Below are 16,355 nucleotides of genomic sequence, written 5' to 3' on the forward strand. Positions count from 1 at the left end.
AAGCCCCGTTTACCTTATTCGGCGGCAACACGGAAGCTGCGCGCTTCCGCCGGGAAGCGACAAATAACGGTTGTTCCGATATCTGCGCCGGTTTCAATTTCCACGCGACCGCCATGCAGTTCGACAAAGCTCTTCACGATGGAAAGTCCGAGGCCTACCCCGCGTCTGCGACCACCGTTCTGATAGGCTTGAAAACGCTTGAACACCGTGTCAAGCACATCGCCCGGCATCCCCGGACCGTCATCATGCACGGCAAACAGGATATCCGTGCCTTCGCGGACAACCTGCAGCGAAACAGTGGAACCTTCCGGTGCATAATTGGAGGCGTTGGACAGGAGATTGAACAGCACCTGACGCACGCGATTGGCGTCGGCTCTGAAGGTTTCCACGTCATCGGCAATATCGACATTGAGCGCGATGTCATGCTCCTGCAGACGCTCACTCACACGCTTTGCCGCAGCCGAGATTTCATCCATGACCGCGACATCATCGATATCGAGCTGCATGATGCCTGCATCGACCGTTGCCAGATCGAGAATGTCGTTGACGATGGTTAGAAGTACAGCAGACGATGTGCCGATGTGATCCAGATATTCCAGCTGGCGCTCATTGAGCGAGCCAAAGGCCGGTGTCTGTAGCAATTCGGTAAAGCCGATGATGTTTGTCAGCGGCGAACGCAGCTCGTAGGACACATGCTGCACGAAGTCGTTCTTGATCTGATCGGCAAGTGACAGAGCTTCATTCTTTTCCTTGAGCGCCCGTTCAACGCGCACCGTATCGGTGACATCGATGAAGGTGAGCATCGTCTGACCTTTCGGCAGTGGCACCACCGCATAGGAAAGGATCACACCGTCATCAAGTTCAACCTGCCCCATGCGCCCGTTGCGCTCATCCAGGAAGCCGGTGACAGAGGAAACGAAATCGTCCCAGATGCCATCGCCGCCACGCTGGCCGCAGAGCTTGGAAATGGTTGAGATATGCGTGCCTTCAACGGTGATGGCTGCAGGCAGCGACCAGAGGTCGGCAAAAGACGGATTGGACAGGCGCAAACGGCCATCGGAGCCGAACACGGCGACGGCTTCTCCAAGATGGTCGAGCGTTTCGCCCTGCACCTTGATCAGCGTGTTGTAACGACCTTCAAGCTCGAACTTCTCGGTCATGTTCTCGAAGAACCACGTCACGCCGCCTTGCGGATGCGGATTGGCAACCACGCGCAGGATACGGGTATCCGGCAGATGCCACATATGTTCCTCCGGCTCGACAGCGCGGTAGGCCGCAAGCATGGAATCCTTCCATTTGCGCCATTCCGGCTGTTCCGGCAGCTTGCCTTCCGAGCGCAGACGATCAAACAGCAGCGTATTGCTCGGATGTGTCTCAAGCCAGGCCGTATCGAGCGACCAGAGCGAAACGAAAGCCTGATTGAAGAATTGCAGCTTCATATCCGGATCGAAGATCGCCACAGCGGTTGAAAGCTGATCGAGCGTCTCAGCATGGCTCTTCAATGTACGACTTAATTCTTCGCGGATCTGCTCGACTTCACTGAGATCAAAGCCCAGACCGGCAGAACCTGCCTCCGCACTCACATCCGTCACATCGAAAATGCGGCGGTCGCCACGCACGACGGCAGGCAGTTTTTCATATAGATCAGGCTCTGCAAACCGATCACGTTCCAGACGTTGACGGGCCTGCGCGCCAAAAAGCTCGCGACGCTCGGACGTTGCCTGTGTGCCGTCTACAGCATCCACAGCCCGCGCATAGGCGGCATTGACCCATTCCATACGCCCGTCGGTGCCACGCACCCAGACCGGCTGTTCAAGACGGTCGAGCAGATGACGCAACAAAGCCAGTTTTTCTGATAGCTCGCGGTTCTGTGCCTGAAGCGCTGCACGCTCGGCCTGCACGCCCTGAAGACCAAGGAAACGCACGATAGCAAAGCTACCCGAAGTGCGGCCATAGACGTCGAGCAGGGTGCCATTGCTGGTTTCGACCGTCAGATCGAAAGCATGGGCCTGCTCACGCAGCGCAGAAACCGCGCGTTCAAGCTCGGCAACCGATTGCGGACGCAGCCAGCGACCAAAAGCGAGGAAATGCGAGCGATCCTGTGGCGCGCCGCTATCAAACGGCAGTTGCCCGACCACATCGGCACGCGCGCCATGGGCATCCCAGACAACTGCACGCTGATCTTTGAGATTAAGCAACGCTTCATTGCGCTGCGCGGTCAGATTCATATCCGAGAGGCGCGAGCGCAAATCATTGTTCTGATGCGCAATTTTTGAGCGGTCGCGGATAAGCCAGCCAGCCGAGAGCAGGGCTGCGCCCATGGCGCCCAAAAACATCGAAAACTGGATGACTTCAAAAGCACCAACGCTGCCACCGAAAGGCAATTCGATACGTGCCGAATTTTCAGCGCCTTGTGCAAATGCCGGAACAGCCGCAACAAGTGCGGCAAAGGAAACTGAAGCCTTGAGAACAACCCGTTTGAGAGGGCTTGCAGCCAATGAAAGCGATGCTTTCAGGTGCCTGCCTGCGCTGTATGCGGATTTGCTCCGCAAGCTCCCCGTTGAGCCGGTCTCTGGCATATTTCCCTTGTCTCCGCCGCCCGGAAGCATTCTCAAAAAGAGGACTCCCGTATTTCAAAATTCTTCATTCCAGCTCTCTCGCATCGCCACAATGCTGAAAGCCAGACATGTTTCGAGGATGAATAGGTCGCCCGTCTTTCGCCTGAACCGGCAAAAAACGCCCAACGCAAACACCCGTCAAAACACATTGATTCGTCTTCACAATACCCTCACCGTGAATCCGCGTGAAGCGTGTTGCACGCAAAAATAAAGGCCGGGCAACGTAAAGATGCCCGACCTACAAGATGTAGCAGTATGGTTAACGGGTAATTAATACCTGTAGTGTTCCGACTTGAATGGGCCCTGCGGCGTTACGCCGATATATGCGGCCTGTTCCTCAGAAAGCACAGTCAGCTTGGCGCCGAGCTTGTCGAGATGCAGGCGTGCAACCTTCTCATCGAGGTGCTTTGGCAGGACATAGACTTCATTCTTATACGCGTCGGTACGCGTGAAGAGTTCGATCTGGCCCAGAACCTGATTGGTGAAGGAAGCCGACATAACGAAGCTTGGATGGCCGGTTGCGTTGCCGAGGTTGAGCAGGCGGCCTTCCGAGAGAAGGATGATGCGCTTGCCATCCGGGAATTCAACCAGATCGACCTGTGGCTTCACGTTGGTCCATTTCAGGTTACGCAGTCCTGCAACCTGAATTTCATTGTCGAAGTGACCGATATTGCCGACGATGGCCATATCCTTCAGCTTGCGCATATGATCGAGCGTGATGACGTCCTTATTGCCGGTCGTCGAGATCACGATATCAGCGGTCGAAGCTGCGTCATCGAGTGTTACGACTTCAAAACCGTCCATTGCAGCCTGAAGCGCGCAGATAGGATCAACTTCCGTGACCTTCACGCGGGCACCGGCACCAGCGAGCGATGCAGCCGAGCCTTTGCCAACGTCGCCATAGCCACAAACGACAGCAACCTTGCCAGCCATCATGACGTCTGTACCGCGACGGATGCCGTCAACCAGCGATTCCTTGCAGCCATACTTGTTGTCGAACTTCGACTTGGTGACGCTGTCATTGACGTTGATTGCCGGGAAGGGCAGGAGGCCCTTCTTCTGCAGCTGGTAAAGACGATTGACGCCCGTGGTGGTTTCTTCGGTCACACCTTTGATCGCATCGCGCTGACGTGTGAAGAAGCCAGGCGTTTCAGCCATACGCTTCTTGATCTGCGCGAACAGAACTTCTTCTTCTTCGCTTTCAGGCTTGGAAAGAACATCTTCGCCAGCCTCTGCGCGCGCGCCGATCAGGATATACATGGTAGCATCGCCACCATCATCGAGGATCATGTTGGATGGTTCGCCATCCGTCCACTGGAAGATCTTGTCGGTATAGGTCCAATATTCTTCAAGCGTTTCGCCCTTGATGGCGAAAACCGGCGTGCCGGTGGCTGCAATCGCTGCCGCTGCATGATCCTGCGTCGAGAAAATATTGCAGGAAGCCCAGCGCACATCGGCGCCGAGCGCCTTCAGTGTTTCGATCAGCACGGCGGTCTGGATCGTCATATGCAGCGAACCGGAGATGCGCGCGCCCTTGAGCGGCTGCGACTTGCCGAATTCTTCGCGCGCGGCCATCAGGCCCGGCATTTCGGTTTCAGCAATATCGAGTTCCTTGCGGCCCCAATCGGCAAGACCGAGATCCTTGACGACAAAATCCTGACTTGCGGTCATCATCTGCTCCAATCAAATTTGTTTAGAAGCCCAAAAGGATGCGAAAGGGCTTCGGCTGGCGTTCTGATTAGCAGATCAGCACGCACAGCACAACGCAACATAAAGAAATCTTTATGTGTCTATATCAATTGATTGAGAAGCAGCGGAACGGCTGGAGCCTCAGCATTCCTCACCGAACTTATCGGCAATAAGTGTCTGAAGCGCATCGAGCACGGCGTCAGCCTGTTCGCCTGATGCGCGAACGTCGATGCAACAGCCCGGGGAGGCTGCCAGCATCATCAAACCCATGATCGACGTGCCGCCAACAGTCATTCCGTCCTTGCTAACGCGGACATGAGCGTTGTAACCGTCGACGAGCTGCACAAATTTGGCCGATGCGCGGGCGTGAAGACCGCGCTTGTTGACGATCTCGAAAGACCGGGACAAGGCGCTATCGGCATCGTATTCGCCGGTAACGGCTACGGTTGGATGCATGGACTACTTTCCTGTCAGAACCTGACTTGCAACATTGATGTACTTACGCCCCGCATCCTGCGCTTCGCGCAGTGCCGTCTTGATGTCTCCACCAATACGAACACTTGAAAGCTTGATGAGCATCGGCAGGTTCACACCAGCGATCACCTCGATCTTGCCTTCTTCCATCACCGAAATAGCCAGATTCGACGGTGTGCCGCCGAACATATCCGTCAGAACGATGACACCTCTGCCATTATCGGCACGATCAACGGCATCGACAATATCGCGACGACGCTGTTCCATGTCATCTTCGGCACCGATACATACGGTCTCGAAATTGTCTTGCGGGCCAACCACATGCTCAACCGCATGGAGAAACTCTTCGGCCAGCCTTCCGTGCGTAACAAGCACGAGTCCGATCATACTTTAAAAGCTCCTGTCGTGTACCCGCCGCTTGAACCCGCCAAAGGCGCAGATGGCACAAAAACCCTGCCGGCCTCTAGCCGACGAGTTGTGCATCTTGGCAGGGCAAATCTTGATATCAAGTGAAAAATTTCAGCTCTGCCTTGAAAAAAGCAAAATGCCGCAGCGTTAGGCACGTCTTTTGGATTCTTATGAATTATATAATCATTCGAATTGTCACGGCCAAGTCTTGTAGAAGAGACTGGCCTCTATAGCCCGGGAAAGCGCGTTGGAATCGCCATTTGACGACAGCGCAGGCAGTAAGAGGCGCGGCACCTCGATATCGTCAAACTGCCATTTTTCGCCGCTGGGATAACGCTCGGCTTCATCGCGTCCAACCAGCATGACCACAAGATCAAGCGGCGTCTGTTTCACATAAGCAACAGTGAACAGACCTGCACCGCGAATCTCAACCCCTCCGGCGAGCGCATCGGGAACACTCGCGACAAGTCTTTCACCCTCGACATGCAGAAGCGTGCGATCATCGGCAACAAGACAAGCCTGATCGCCGCGCATCTTGGCGCGCTCAATCAGGGTGAGGGCGAGTTCTGTCTTTCCGGCACCGGATTTTCCCATCAGCATGACACCGCGTCCCTGCAACTGAACAGTTGTTGCATGGAGACCGCTTTTTTCCTGTTCGGGTGTCATGTCGAAATTACGCGCTAGCCGGAAGATCGACGATGAAGCGGGCGCCCTTCATCTGATCCGGATCATCCGCATCAATGATATTTTCTGCTGTCAGCGTACCACCATGAGCTTCAATGATCTGGCGGCTGATCGACAGCCCAAGACCCGAATTCTGGCCGAAAGCTTCCGATGCGGGGCGATCAGTATAGAAGCGCTCGAAAATACGCTCGATATTTTCAATCGGAATACCGGGGCCGTTATCTTCGACCAGAACACGCAAACGGCCACCTTCACCAGTCAGGGTAACTTCAATGCGGCCCGTATCTTCCGGCACGAAAGAACGCGCATTTTCGATCAGGTTGCTGATGACTTGTCCCAGACGCAGATCGTGACCGGCAACGAAGAAGCCCTTCTTGCCCGCCGGGAACTTGCCCGTATTGAATACAATCTCTGTACCAACCTTGTTGCGACGAACTTCGCGCGCAGCATTGACCAGACTGTTGAGCAGCGTCTTCATATCGACGCGGTCGGAATGTTCGCGCGCGAGCTCTGCATCCAGACGCGAGGCATCAGAAATATCGGTAATCAGGCGATCCAGGCGGCGCACATCATGCTGGATCACATCCAGCAGGCGTTTGCGCGAATCATCGTTCTTGGCGAGCGGCAGCGTTTCAACGGCACTGCGCAGCGAGGTGAGGGGGTTTTTCAGCTCGTGGCTCACATCAGCTGCGAAACTCTCAATCGCCTCGATGCGCGTATAAAGCGCGTCGGTCATTGCGCGGATAGAGGTCGAAAGATGCCCCACTTCGTCCTGACGTTCGGAGAAATCCGGAATTTCCTCACGGCTCTTAACACCAAGACGCACACGGTCGGCGGCAGCCGCCAGCTTCCGCAATGGGCTTGCAATCGTCGACGCCAAAAACAGCGACAGGATAACCATGACCGCGGCCACAACGCCAAAGACCCGGAAAACGGCCATGCGTTCGCCCTGCACGATCTTGTCGATATCGTCACCTTCGGTCGAAAGCAAAAGGACGCCCAGAATAGCGCGTGACTGCTGGATGGGCACTGCCACCGAAACGACCAATTCGCCCTGCTGGTTACGCCGCTGTGCTGTTTGCGGAGAGCCGGTCAGCGCACGAACGATTTCCTGATAAGCAAGACCATTACCGCCTGGCTGTTCCTGATAAAGCGGCAGACCGCCGCCATAAAACAGACGTGAGAACCAACCGGTAAAGCGCTCCCAGGCGCTCGGTTCATCTTCTTCAATTGCTGGCAGATCATAACGGAAAACCGGACCGCCAGACGCGAAAGCCGGGGCATAGAGCGAGCGGGAATCCAGCAGAAGGTTGGCGTAATGATCGTAAATGCGGGCGCGCGTACTGGTCGGTGAAATCAGCTGGCGCAGCATCGGGGAAACTTTTTCCGGATTAATCGGGAATTCCCAGTTATCCGGAGAATCGGGCGAGGGCGTAATGCTTTGTCCCGCTTGAAGCTCCAGAAGCTTTTCCGGGTCGATCATCAGCGAATTGGTATCAACCGTTGCGGATGAAGATATAGCTGCCGCAATGATCTTGCCTTGCGTGAGCAAGCTTTCGATCTTGGCGTCGATCAGCCCCTCGCGGAACTGGTTCATATAAAGAATGCCGGAAACAAGCACGGCAAGGGCTGCAAGATTGAGGAAGAGAATACGGCGCGTCAGGCTTGAGAAGAGAAACTGACCCAGAAACCGGCTGAAGGGCGCAAAAAGACGACGCAGGAAAAGCGAACGTTGCCGCCGCGCCCTACGTTCTCTCATGGTAACGGCACTGTCTTTCCGGGTTTCGGCGACCATGTCGCTTCAATCTTACTTTCTTAGAGCATTTCCTATTCAGAATGAATCATGGGGAATGCTCGATCTCTTTGTTTTTATCGCATTATCCGACGCAAAACCGCTTCGCACTTTTGCTGGAAATGCTCTAATAAGCCTCCGGGCCTCTAATGGCCCGGCGCTCTCATAACTTCATATTACGCTTCGCGGAAGCGGTAACCGACGCCATAGAGCGTTTCGATCATCTCAAAATCGTCATCGGTCGATTTGAACTTCTTGCGAAGGCGCTTGATGTGGCTGTCGATGGTACGGTCATCCACATAGACCTGCTCATCATAAGCCGCATCCATCAGCGCGTCACGGCTTTTCACAACACCGGGGCGCTGTGCAAGCGAATGAAGGATGAGGAATTCGGTCACAGTAAGCGTTACCGGCTCACCTTTCCAGGTGCAGGTGTGGCGTTCCTGATCCATGACCAGCTGTCCACGTTCCAGCGATTTGGCCTGCTGGCCGGTCGGCTTTGCGGTGCCATCACGCGCTGCAACACGGCGCAGCACGGCCTTCACACGCTCGACCAGAAGACGCTGCGAGAACGGCTTGGTGATGAAATCGTCAGCTCCCATCTTGAGGCCGAACAATTCATCAATTTCGTCGTCCTTGGACGTCAGGAAGATGACCGGAAGATCAGACTTCTGGCGCAGGCGGCGCAGAAGTTCCATACCATCCATGCGCGGCATCTTGATATCAAAGATTGCAAGGTTCGGTGGACGCGCCATCAGGCCATCCAAAGCGGAAGCCCCATCGGTATAGGTCTCCACGCGATAGCCTTCCGACTCCAGAGCAATGGAAACGGAGGTCAGAATGTTGCGGTCATCGTCGACCAGCGCAATTGTCTGCGTTGCCGAAGCTTCCTTCATGCGGACCTTCTCCTTTTTAAACCGCCCCGATCACGGCAGCGGCAGAAATAACCGAACGCCTTCTGGCGTCTCGTCTGCAAATTCTCTTTGTCAGTTCACCTAAGAAGTGGTTCCAGCTGCCTGACAAATCAATAGTATAATAGTCATGCCGCTTGTGCAGTACAAATTAGGTACAAAATGTGGCAGCCGCTCAACTAACCATCCATGCCCTGCTGCGATTCCTTTTCCTTGGTTAATGCAATCGACAATTGTTCTTCATCAAAAATACACCCGATAACGTGAAGATTAAACGATTTAAAAAAGTTTCAATTTTTTTAAATCGATTAAATATTTGATTTGATTTAATTAATCTGTTTCTGACTGCCATCCCGGATTAAAATGAACCGGGCCAACAAACTTTAGAACCAGATGGCGGAGAGACCATGAAAGAGATCGGCATTCACAATACTGCCGCTTCCATTGCCACTTCAGGATTGAAGGAACTGTCCGCAGTCTTTTATAATTTTGGACCGGCCCGGCTTTATGAAGAGACTATTCGCCGTGGCGAAGCAGAGCTTTCAGCACAAGGAGCCCTTGTTGCTAGAACGGGCCAGCACACTGGCCGTTCGCCAAAAGACAAATTCGTGGTTCGCGATGCAAACACCGAAGATCAGGTCTGGTGGGACAACAACAAGCCAATGACGCCTGAGGCTTTCGAGCTTCTCTATGCCGATTTCATCGAACATGCGAAGGGCAAGGAGCTTTTCGTACAGGATCTCATCGGCGGCGCTGACGAAGACAATAAGATCAACGCGCGTGTTGTCACTGAATATGCATGGCACTCGCTGTTCATCCGCAACTTGCTGATCCGTCCTGAAGAAGCAGCGCTTGCTTCTTACGTGCCTGAAATGACCATTATCGATCTGCCTTCCTTCAAGGCCGATCCTGCGCGCTATGGCGTGCGCACCGAAACGGTGATCGCGGTCGATCTTACCCGCAAGATCGTGCTGATCGGCGGCACTTCCTATGCTGGTGAAATGAAGAAGTCGGTCTTCACCGCGCTCAACTATCTTCTGCCTGCCAAGGGCGTCATGCCAATGCATTGCTCTGCCAATGAAGGCCCGAACGGCGACACGGCTGTCTTCTTCGGTCTGTCCGGCACTGGCAAGACCACGCTTTCGGCTGATCCGACCCGCACGCTGATCGGCGATGACGAGCACGGCTGGGGCGAAGATGGCGTCTTCAATTTCGAAGGCGGCTGCTATGCAAAGACCATTCGTCTTTCGGCAGAAGCCGAGCCGGAAATCTACGCAACCACGCAGCGCTTCGGCACTGTGCTGGAAAATGTCGTGCTGGACGCAAACCGCCAGCCGGATTTCGATGACGTCTCGCTGACCGAAAACACCCGCTGCGCCTATCCGCTCGACTTCATCCCGAATGCATCATCGACGGGCAAGGGCGGTCAGCCAAAGAACATCATCATGCTTACCGCTGATGCCTTCGGCGTCATGCCTCCGATCGCCAAGCTCACGCCTGCTCAAGCCATGTATCACTTCCTGTCTGGCTATACCGCCAAGGTTGCCGGTACGGAAAAGGGCGTGACCGAGCCTGAAGCAACTTTCTCGACCTGCTTTGGTGCGCCATTCATGCCGCGTCATCCATCGGAATACGGCAACCTGCTGCGCAAGCTAATTGCTGAGCACAAGGTCGATTGCTGGCTGGTCAACACCGGCTGGACCGGCGGCGCTTATGGCACCGGCAAGCGTATGCCGATCAAGGCTACCCGTGCGCTTCTTGCAGCAGCGCTCGACGGTTCGCTCAATAATGCGGAATTCCGTACTGATCCGAATTTCGGCTTCGCCGTGCCGGTTGAAGTGCCGGGCGTGGATACGTCCATTCTCGATCCGCGTTCGACCTGGGCTGACAAGGCAGCTTACGACGCACAGGCGCAAAAACTTGTCGATATGTTCGTGAACAATTTCGAAAAATTCGAAAGCCATGTCGATCATGATGTACGCGATGCAGCGCCAGCAACGCAAATTGCTGCTGAATAAGCAAAATTGAAATCCTGAGGAGGAGGGGAAGCCCGGCTGAAAGGCCGGGTTTTTCTTTTTTGCAATAGATACAAAGCGGTGTATCACTCGTCCTCATGGAAGAAAGCCGCTCTATCATCCGTATCACCAACCGCCTGACGATCCACGAGGACGATCTGGAGGAGAGCTTTATCCGCTCGTCTGGTCCCGGTGGTCAGAACGTCAATAAGGTTTCGACCGCCGTGCAGCTGCGCTTTCATGCGGCACGCTCCGGCCTGCCTGAAGATGTACTTTCCCGTCTTTTCAAGCTTGCCGGTCAGAAAGGCACCAAGGACGGTGACATACTGATCGAGGCCAATCGCTTCCGCACACAAGAGCGCAATCGCGAAGACGCCCGCGAGCGGATGATTGCGCTGATCCAGGAGGCAGCAGTTCCGCCACCGCCACCGCGCAGGAAAACAAAGCCTACAAAAGGCTCGATTGAACGCCGTCTCAAGGCTAAATCCGGACGCTCGGACATCAAGAAGGGCCGCGGCAAGGTTTCTTACGATTAAGCGCATCCCGAAAAGTGGGAACCGGTTTTCGGGATGCGCGTAAAAACAAATATACCATTCGCATTTTGGGAACAGACAACATGACAATCAATTATCACGAGCTTGAAACCAGCCATGGCCGCATTGCTGTGCGTGAAAGCGAAGGCGAGGGCGCTCCCCTTCTGATGATCCATGGCAATTCAAGTTCGGGCGCAATTTTCGCACCACAGCTCGAAGGCGAGATCGGCAAAAAATGGCGCGTGATAGCACCTGATCTTCCGGGCCATGGCAAATCTTCCGATGCGATTGATCCCGATCGCAGCTATTCGATGGAAGGCTATGCGGATGCGATGACGGAAGTCATGCAACAGCTCGGCATTGCCGATGCTGTCGTTTTCGGCTGGTCGCTCGGTGGCCATATCGGTATCGAGATGATTGCCCGTTATCCTGAAATGCGTGGCCTTATGATTACCGGAACGCCACCCGTAGCGCGCGAGGAAGTGGGGCAGGGGTTCAAGAGCGGGCCAGACATGGCGCTTGCCGGACAGGAAGTCTTTTCCGAGCGCGACGTGGATTCTTACGCACGCAGCACCTGTGGTGAACCATTCGAGGCATCGCTTCTCGATATTGTTGCCCGTACCGACGGCCGCGCACGCCGCATCATGTTTGAAAAATTTGCCGCTGGCACCGGCGGCAACCAGCGCGACATCGTCGCTCAAGCAAAGCTTCCCATTGCAGTCGTCAATGGGCGCGATGAACCTTTCGTCGAACTCGACTTCGTCTCCAAGGTAAAATTCGGTAATCTTTGGGAAGGCAAAACCCACGTTATCGACGATGCAGGACATGCGCCATTTCGCGAAACGCCAGCTGAATTTGATGCTTATCTCGCTCGTTTCATCGAGAGTTGCACATAATAACTTTTGCAATTCAAACGGCATCGATTGATGCCGTTTGACGGCTTCCCACATCCGCCCGGCGCCCTAACTTGATCTTCAGTCCTAACTGGATCTTCAGGATTGTGAAAAGGGTGAAATCATGGGCATGACTGTTGCGGATCTTCTGGCTAAAACCTTGGCCGAAGCAGGTGTTAAACGTATCTGGGGCGTTACGGGCGATAGCCTCAACGGACTGAATGACAGCCTCAGAAGACTTGGCAAGATCGACTGGATGCATGTTCGCCATGAGGAAACCGCAGCCTTCGCCGCTGGGGCAGAAGCGGCTGTCACCGGCGAATTGGCCGTTTGTGCTGGCAGCTGTGGGCCTGGCAATCTGCACCTCATCAACGGGCTTTTTGATTGTCACCGCAACCGCGAACCTGTGCTGGCGATTGCAGCCCATATTCCTTCATCCGAAATCGGTCTCGACTATTTTCAGGAAACCCATCCGCAGGAACTGTTCCGCGAATGCAGCCATTTTGTTGAGCTGGTTTCCAACCCTGCACAAATGCCCGAAGTGCTGAACCGCGCAATGCGCGCGGCCATCGGTAAGCGTGGCGTGGCCGTGATCGTCATTCCGGGTGATGTTGCGCTCAAGCAGGCACCTGAAGGGGCAAAGCAGACCTGGACGCCGATCTCGCCTCCACGCATGGTTCCGTCTGATCAGGATGTCGCAAAGCTCGCAGATATTCTCAACGGTTCTGAGAAGATCACCATTCTGGCAGGCAGCGGCTGCGCTGGCGCCCATGATGCTGTCGTTTCATTGGCTGAACAGCTTGAGGCGCCTGTGGTTCATGCACTGCGCGGCAAGGAACATGTCGAATGGGACAATCCCTTTGATGTTGGCATGACCGGCCTGATCGGCTTTTCATCCGGCTATCACGCCATGCTCAACTGCGACACGCTGCTGATGCTTGGCACGAGTTTCCCTTATCGCAACTTCTATCCCGACAAGGCAAAGATCGTTCAGATCGACAATGATCCTTCACAGCTCGGACGCCGTGCGCCGCTCACATTGGGCGTGACGGGCGATGTGTCGGAAACAGTCGCAGCCCTTTTGCCGAAGCTCAAATCTGGTCGCAGCACAAAATTCCTCGATGCTGCAAAGACACATTACACGAAAGCGCGCGAGGCATTGGATGATCTGGCAGAACCATCAAAACCAGGCCAGCCGATCCACCCGCAATATCTCACCCGCCTCGTCAATGAGATTGCGGATGAAGATGCGATATTCACCGCCGATGTCGGCACGCCTACCGTCTGGGCTGCACGCTACCTCACCATGAATGGCAAGCGTCGCCTGCTCGGTTCTTTCAATCATGGCTCAATGGCCAATGCCATGCTTCAGGCGCTGGGCGCAAAGGCTGCAGCGCCGGAACGACAGGTCGTTTCACTCTCCGGCGATGGCGGTTTCACCATGATGATGGGCGATTTCCTGTCGTTGAAGCAGCTCAATCTGCCCGCCAAGATCATTGTTTATAACAATGGCTCACTTGGCTTTGTGGCGATGGAAATGAAAGCGGGCGGCTATCTGACCTCTGGAACCGACCTCGAAAACCCGAATTTTGCAGCCATGGCGGAAGCCATCGGCATCAAAGGTTTTCGCGTAGAGGAATCCGCTGATCTGCCGGAGGCATTAAAGCAGGCTTTTGCTCATGATGGTCCGGTTCTGGTCGATGTGGTGACAGCCAAACAGGAACTGGTAATGCCGCCCAAGATCAAGGCCGAGCAGGCGAAGGGCTTCAGCCTTTATATGCTCAAAGCCATCATCAGCGGTCGTGGTGATGAAATCGTCGAACTCGCCCGCACCAATCTTGGTCGTTAAGCGGGCCTTATCGAAGGAGTATGCTAATTAAGTGCCAGAACTTATTGAGCAATTTCCGGAAAATCCTGTCTTGACCAATTTTCGTCGAGCTGTACTTTGTAGCCTATTGATTGGCTGCAAGAAGCGCTAGCTCATCTCTGGTTCTGATATTTGATACGACGCATCAATAGTTTAGCAACAACAGGGAGATTTGCCCCATGGGAATTTTCGATTTCGTGAAGTCGGTCGGAACCAAGCTTGGTTTCGGTGAAAATGAACCCAAAGCCGATGATCTGAAGAAGGAACTCGACTCGCATAATCTCGGCACCGATGGCGTGCAGGTGAGCGTGCAGGGCGACAAGGCCGTCCTGACCGGCAATGTGAAGGATCAGTCGGCTTTTGAAAAAGCTATTATCGCTGTCGGCAACTCGCTTGGTGTTTCCAAGGTGGAAGCCTCGGAACTGAAAGTCGATGGAGCCGGGACGACCGGTGCCGAACCTGTATTCTACACGGTCAAGAAGGGCGACAATCTGTGGAAAATCGCCGAAGCTCAATATGGCAAAGGCAAGGGCGCAAAGAACGACATCATCTTTGAAGCCAACAAGCCGATGCTGACGCATCCGGACAAAATCTATCCGGGTCAGGTGCTGCGCATTCCGCCGCTTGCTTGATTGCAAAAACGATCCAAAGCGATCAGGGCGCCGAACTAATCGGCGCCCTTATTCTTTACGGGATATAAATCTCGGCTTTCATGAATGTTACGGCGTTGCCGGTGAGCAAAACACGGTCGCCTTTCAGCTCACATCCCAAATGTCCACCACGGGCCGAAGCCTGATAGGCGGACAGTTTGTTTTTCCCGATCTTTTGAGCCCAATAGGGTACAAGCGTCGCATGGATAGATCCTGTAACCGGATCTTCCGGGATACCCGATCCCGCCGCAAAATAACGCGAAACGAAGTCGTGCGACGATCCTCGCGCGGTAATCACCAGGCCGACTGATCCCAGTTTTTCAATCTGGATATGATCAGGCACGAAAGCCCTGACCGCAGCCTCATCCTCAAGCTGCACATAAATGTTCTCGAAATTTCTGAAGAACGTGGCTCCGCTCTCATTCTCAAACAGTGGTGCGATGAACTGGGGCAGCTCGGAAAGCTGGTCGGGAGCAATAGACGGAACATCAAGCACATAATCGTCGCCCGCGCGCGAAACACTGATCTTGCCTATGCGGGTGTGAAAATGCAGCTCACCATCAATCTTGTGGTGCCAAGCCAGAACATGCGCCGTTGCCAGAGTGGCATGGCCGCAGAAATCGACCTCAAGCGTCGGTGTAAACCATCTGAGCTTCCAGCCATCCTCTGCAGGGCACGCAAAAGCTGTTTCAGCGAGATTGTTTTCCGCAGCGATTGCCTGCATGGTCGCATCGCTCAGCCAGTCTTTCAGGATCAGAACTGCCGCAGGGTTTCCGGCGAAGACACGTTTGGTGAACGCGTCCACCTGATACATTTCCAGCACTTGCGGCATTCTGGTTTCCTGAGATTTAAATCTTTCTGAGTGCCACTTCTTCGATCAGATGATCGCTGCCTTTGCGCAGGATAATATCGGCGCGGGGGCGGGTGGGAAGAATGTTTTCGCGCAGGTTCTTCATGTTGATATTGTTCCAGAGGCCTTCGCCGATGGAACGCGCGGCTTCTTCTGAAAGCTGCGAATAGCGGTGGAAGAACGACTGCGGATTGACGAAAGCCGTCTCACGCAAACGCATGAAGCGGTCGATATACCATTTGTGGATCAGTTCCGATTCCGCATCGATATAGATCGAGAAGTCGAAGAAGTCGGACACGAAAGGCACCATCTTTCCGTCTTCCGGCAGATCGCGGACCTGAAGCACATTGATGCCTTCAAAGATCAGAATGTCGGGCTTGTCGACAATCTGATATTCGCCAGGCAGCACGTCATAGCTCAGATGCGAATAGAGCGGCGCGCGCACATGGCTCATGCCGGCCTTGATCGCTGACAGGAAACGTAAGACCGCGCCCACATCATAGCTTTCCGGAAAGCCCTTGCGCTCCATCATGTTCTGATCACGCAGAACCGCGTTGGGGTAGAGGAAACCGTCCGTCGTCACCAGATCGACCTTCGGGCTGGAAGGCCAGCGGGCGAGTAGTTCTTTCAGAATACGCGCGGTCGTGGATTTGCCGACTGCAACCGAGCCTGCAATGCCAATGATGAAAGGCGTCTTGAAGCGCTCTTCCATATTGAGAAATTGCTGGCGCTGACGAAACAGAAGCTGGCTTGCTTCCACATGCGCATAGAGCAGGCGGGACAGCGACAGATAAATGCGCCGCACCTCATCAAGATCAATCGGATCGCCCAGCGAGCGCAGCCGTTTCACTTCTTCATAGGTGAGGGTGAGGGGGGTGTCGGCGCGAAAGCCTGCCCACTCTTCCGCCGAAAAGAAACGGTAAGGCGAGTAACGCGACGGCGTTAGCTGGTCCACTTTTTCCCACATATTG

14 protein-coding genes are annotated in these 16,355 nt (G+C 54.5%); 5 read left to right on the forward strand and 9 right to left on the reverse strand.

The annotated features are described in order from the left end of the window. Positions 1 to 14: 14 nt before the first annotated feature. From RT142_RS14765 to RT142_RS14795, 7 genes are all read right to left on the reverse strand, one after another. On the reverse strand, positions 15 to 2,579 hold the full coding sequence (locus tag RT142_RS14765) for a PAS domain-containing sensor histidine kinase (RefSeq protein WP_007872535.1): 2,565 nt from the start codon (positions 2,577 to 2,579) through the stop codon (positions 15 to 17). Positions 2,580 to 2,888: 309 nt separating this feature from the next. Next, on the reverse strand, positions 2,889 to 4,289 hold the full coding sequence (ahcY, locus tag RT142_RS14770) for an adenosylhomocysteinase (RefSeq protein WP_007872530.1): 1,401 nt from the start codon (positions 4,287 to 4,289) through the stop codon (positions 2,889 to 2,891). A 159-nt stretch (positions 4,290 to 4,448) separates the two neighbouring features. Beyond that, on the reverse strand, positions 4,449 to 4,763 hold the full coding sequence (locus RT142_RS14775) for an HPr family phosphocarrier protein (RefSeq protein WP_064322245.1): 315 nt from the start codon (positions 4,761 to 4,763) through the stop codon (positions 4,449 to 4,451). A gap of 3 nt (positions 4,764 to 4,766) precedes the next feature. After that, positions 4,767 to 5,168, reverse strand: a complete 402-nt coding sequence (locus tag RT142_RS14780) for a PTS sugar transporter subunit IIA (RefSeq protein WP_007872512.1) — start codon at positions 5,166 to 5,168, stop codon at positions 4,767 to 4,769. Between the two features lie 216 nt (positions 5,169 to 5,384). Beyond that, complete coding sequence (locus tag RT142_RS14785; RefSeq protein ID WP_064322244.1) at positions 5,385 to 5,855, reverse strand: HPr kinase/phosphorylase; 471 nt, start codon at positions 5,853 to 5,855, stop codon at positions 5,385 to 5,387. Positions 5,856 to 5,862: 7 nt separating this feature from the next. Next, positions 5,863 to 7,668, reverse strand: coding sequence for a stimulus-sensing domain-containing protein (locus RT142_RS14790; protein ID WP_064322243.1), 1,806 nt, complete (start codon positions 7,666 to 7,668; stop codon positions 5,863 to 5,865). Between the two features lie 173 nt (positions 7,669 to 7,841). Then, entirely contained in the window at positions 7,842 to 8,561 is a 720-nt protein-coding gene (locus tag RT142_RS14795; RefSeq protein ID WP_007872489.1) for a response regulator transcription factor, read from the reverse strand. A 422-nt stretch (positions 8,562 to 8,983) separates the two neighbouring features. Between RT142_RS14795 and RT142_RS14800 the strand changes: the two genes are divergently transcribed. From RT142_RS14800 to lysM, 5 genes are all read left to right on the forward strand, one after another. Then, positions 8,984 to 10,594 carry a phosphoenolpyruvate carboxykinase gene (locus tag RT142_RS14800; protein ID WP_007872487.1) on the forward strand — a complete coding sequence of 537 codons (1,611 nt, stop codon included), beginning with the start codon at positions 8,984 to 8,986 and terminating at the stop codon, positions 10,592 to 10,594. A gap of 95 nt (positions 10,595 to 10,689) precedes the next feature. Continuing rightward, positions 10,690 to 11,127, forward strand: a complete 438-nt coding sequence (gene arfB / locus RT142_RS14805) for an alternative ribosome rescue aminoacyl-tRNA hydrolase ArfB (protein ID WP_007872484.1) — start codon at positions 10,690 to 10,692, stop codon at positions 11,125 to 11,127. 80 nt (positions 11,128 to 11,207) lie between these two features. Beyond that, a complete protein-coding gene (locus tag RT142_RS14810) occupies positions 11,208 to 12,020 on the forward strand; it encodes an alpha/beta fold hydrolase (RefSeq protein ID WP_105519065.1) in 813 nt (270 codons plus the stop codon). 121 nt (positions 12,021 to 12,141) lie between these two features. After that, entirely contained in the window at positions 12,142 to 13,866 is a 1,725-nt protein-coding gene (poxB, locus tag RT142_RS14815) for a ubiquinone-dependent pyruvate dehydrogenase (protein WP_153223069.1), read from the forward strand. 197 nt (positions 13,867 to 14,063) lie between these two features. Next, complete coding sequence (gene lysM, locus RT142_RS14820) at positions 14,064 to 14,516, forward strand: peptidoglycan-binding protein LysM (protein ID WP_007872476.1); 453 nt, start codon at positions 14,064 to 14,066, stop codon at positions 14,514 to 14,516. Between the two features lie 55 nt (positions 14,517 to 14,571). On the opposite strand, the gene RT142_RS14825 is transcribed toward lysM, so the two are convergent. Both RT142_RS14825 and coaA read right to left on the reverse strand, forming a co-directional pair. Beyond that, positions 14,572 to 15,366 (reverse strand): PhzF family phenazine biosynthesis protein, encoded by a 795-nt coding sequence (locus tag RT142_RS14825; RefSeq protein WP_313029594.1) that lies wholly within the window; start codon positions 15,364 to 15,366, stop codon positions 14,572 to 14,574. Between the two features lie 16 nt (positions 15,367 to 15,382). Beyond that, complete coding sequence (coaA, locus tag RT142_RS14830; RefSeq protein ID WP_007872468.1) at positions 15,383 to 16,351, reverse strand: type I pantothenate kinase; 969 nt, start codon at positions 16,349 to 16,351, stop codon at positions 15,383 to 15,385. Positions 16,352 to 16,355: the final 4 nt, after the last annotated feature.

This window comes from Brucella sp. (assembly GCF_032066345.1).
In the GTDB taxonomy this organism is placed as follows: Bacteria; Pseudomonadota; Alphaproteobacteria; order Rhizobiales; family Rhizobiaceae; genus Brucella; species Brucella pseudogrignonensis.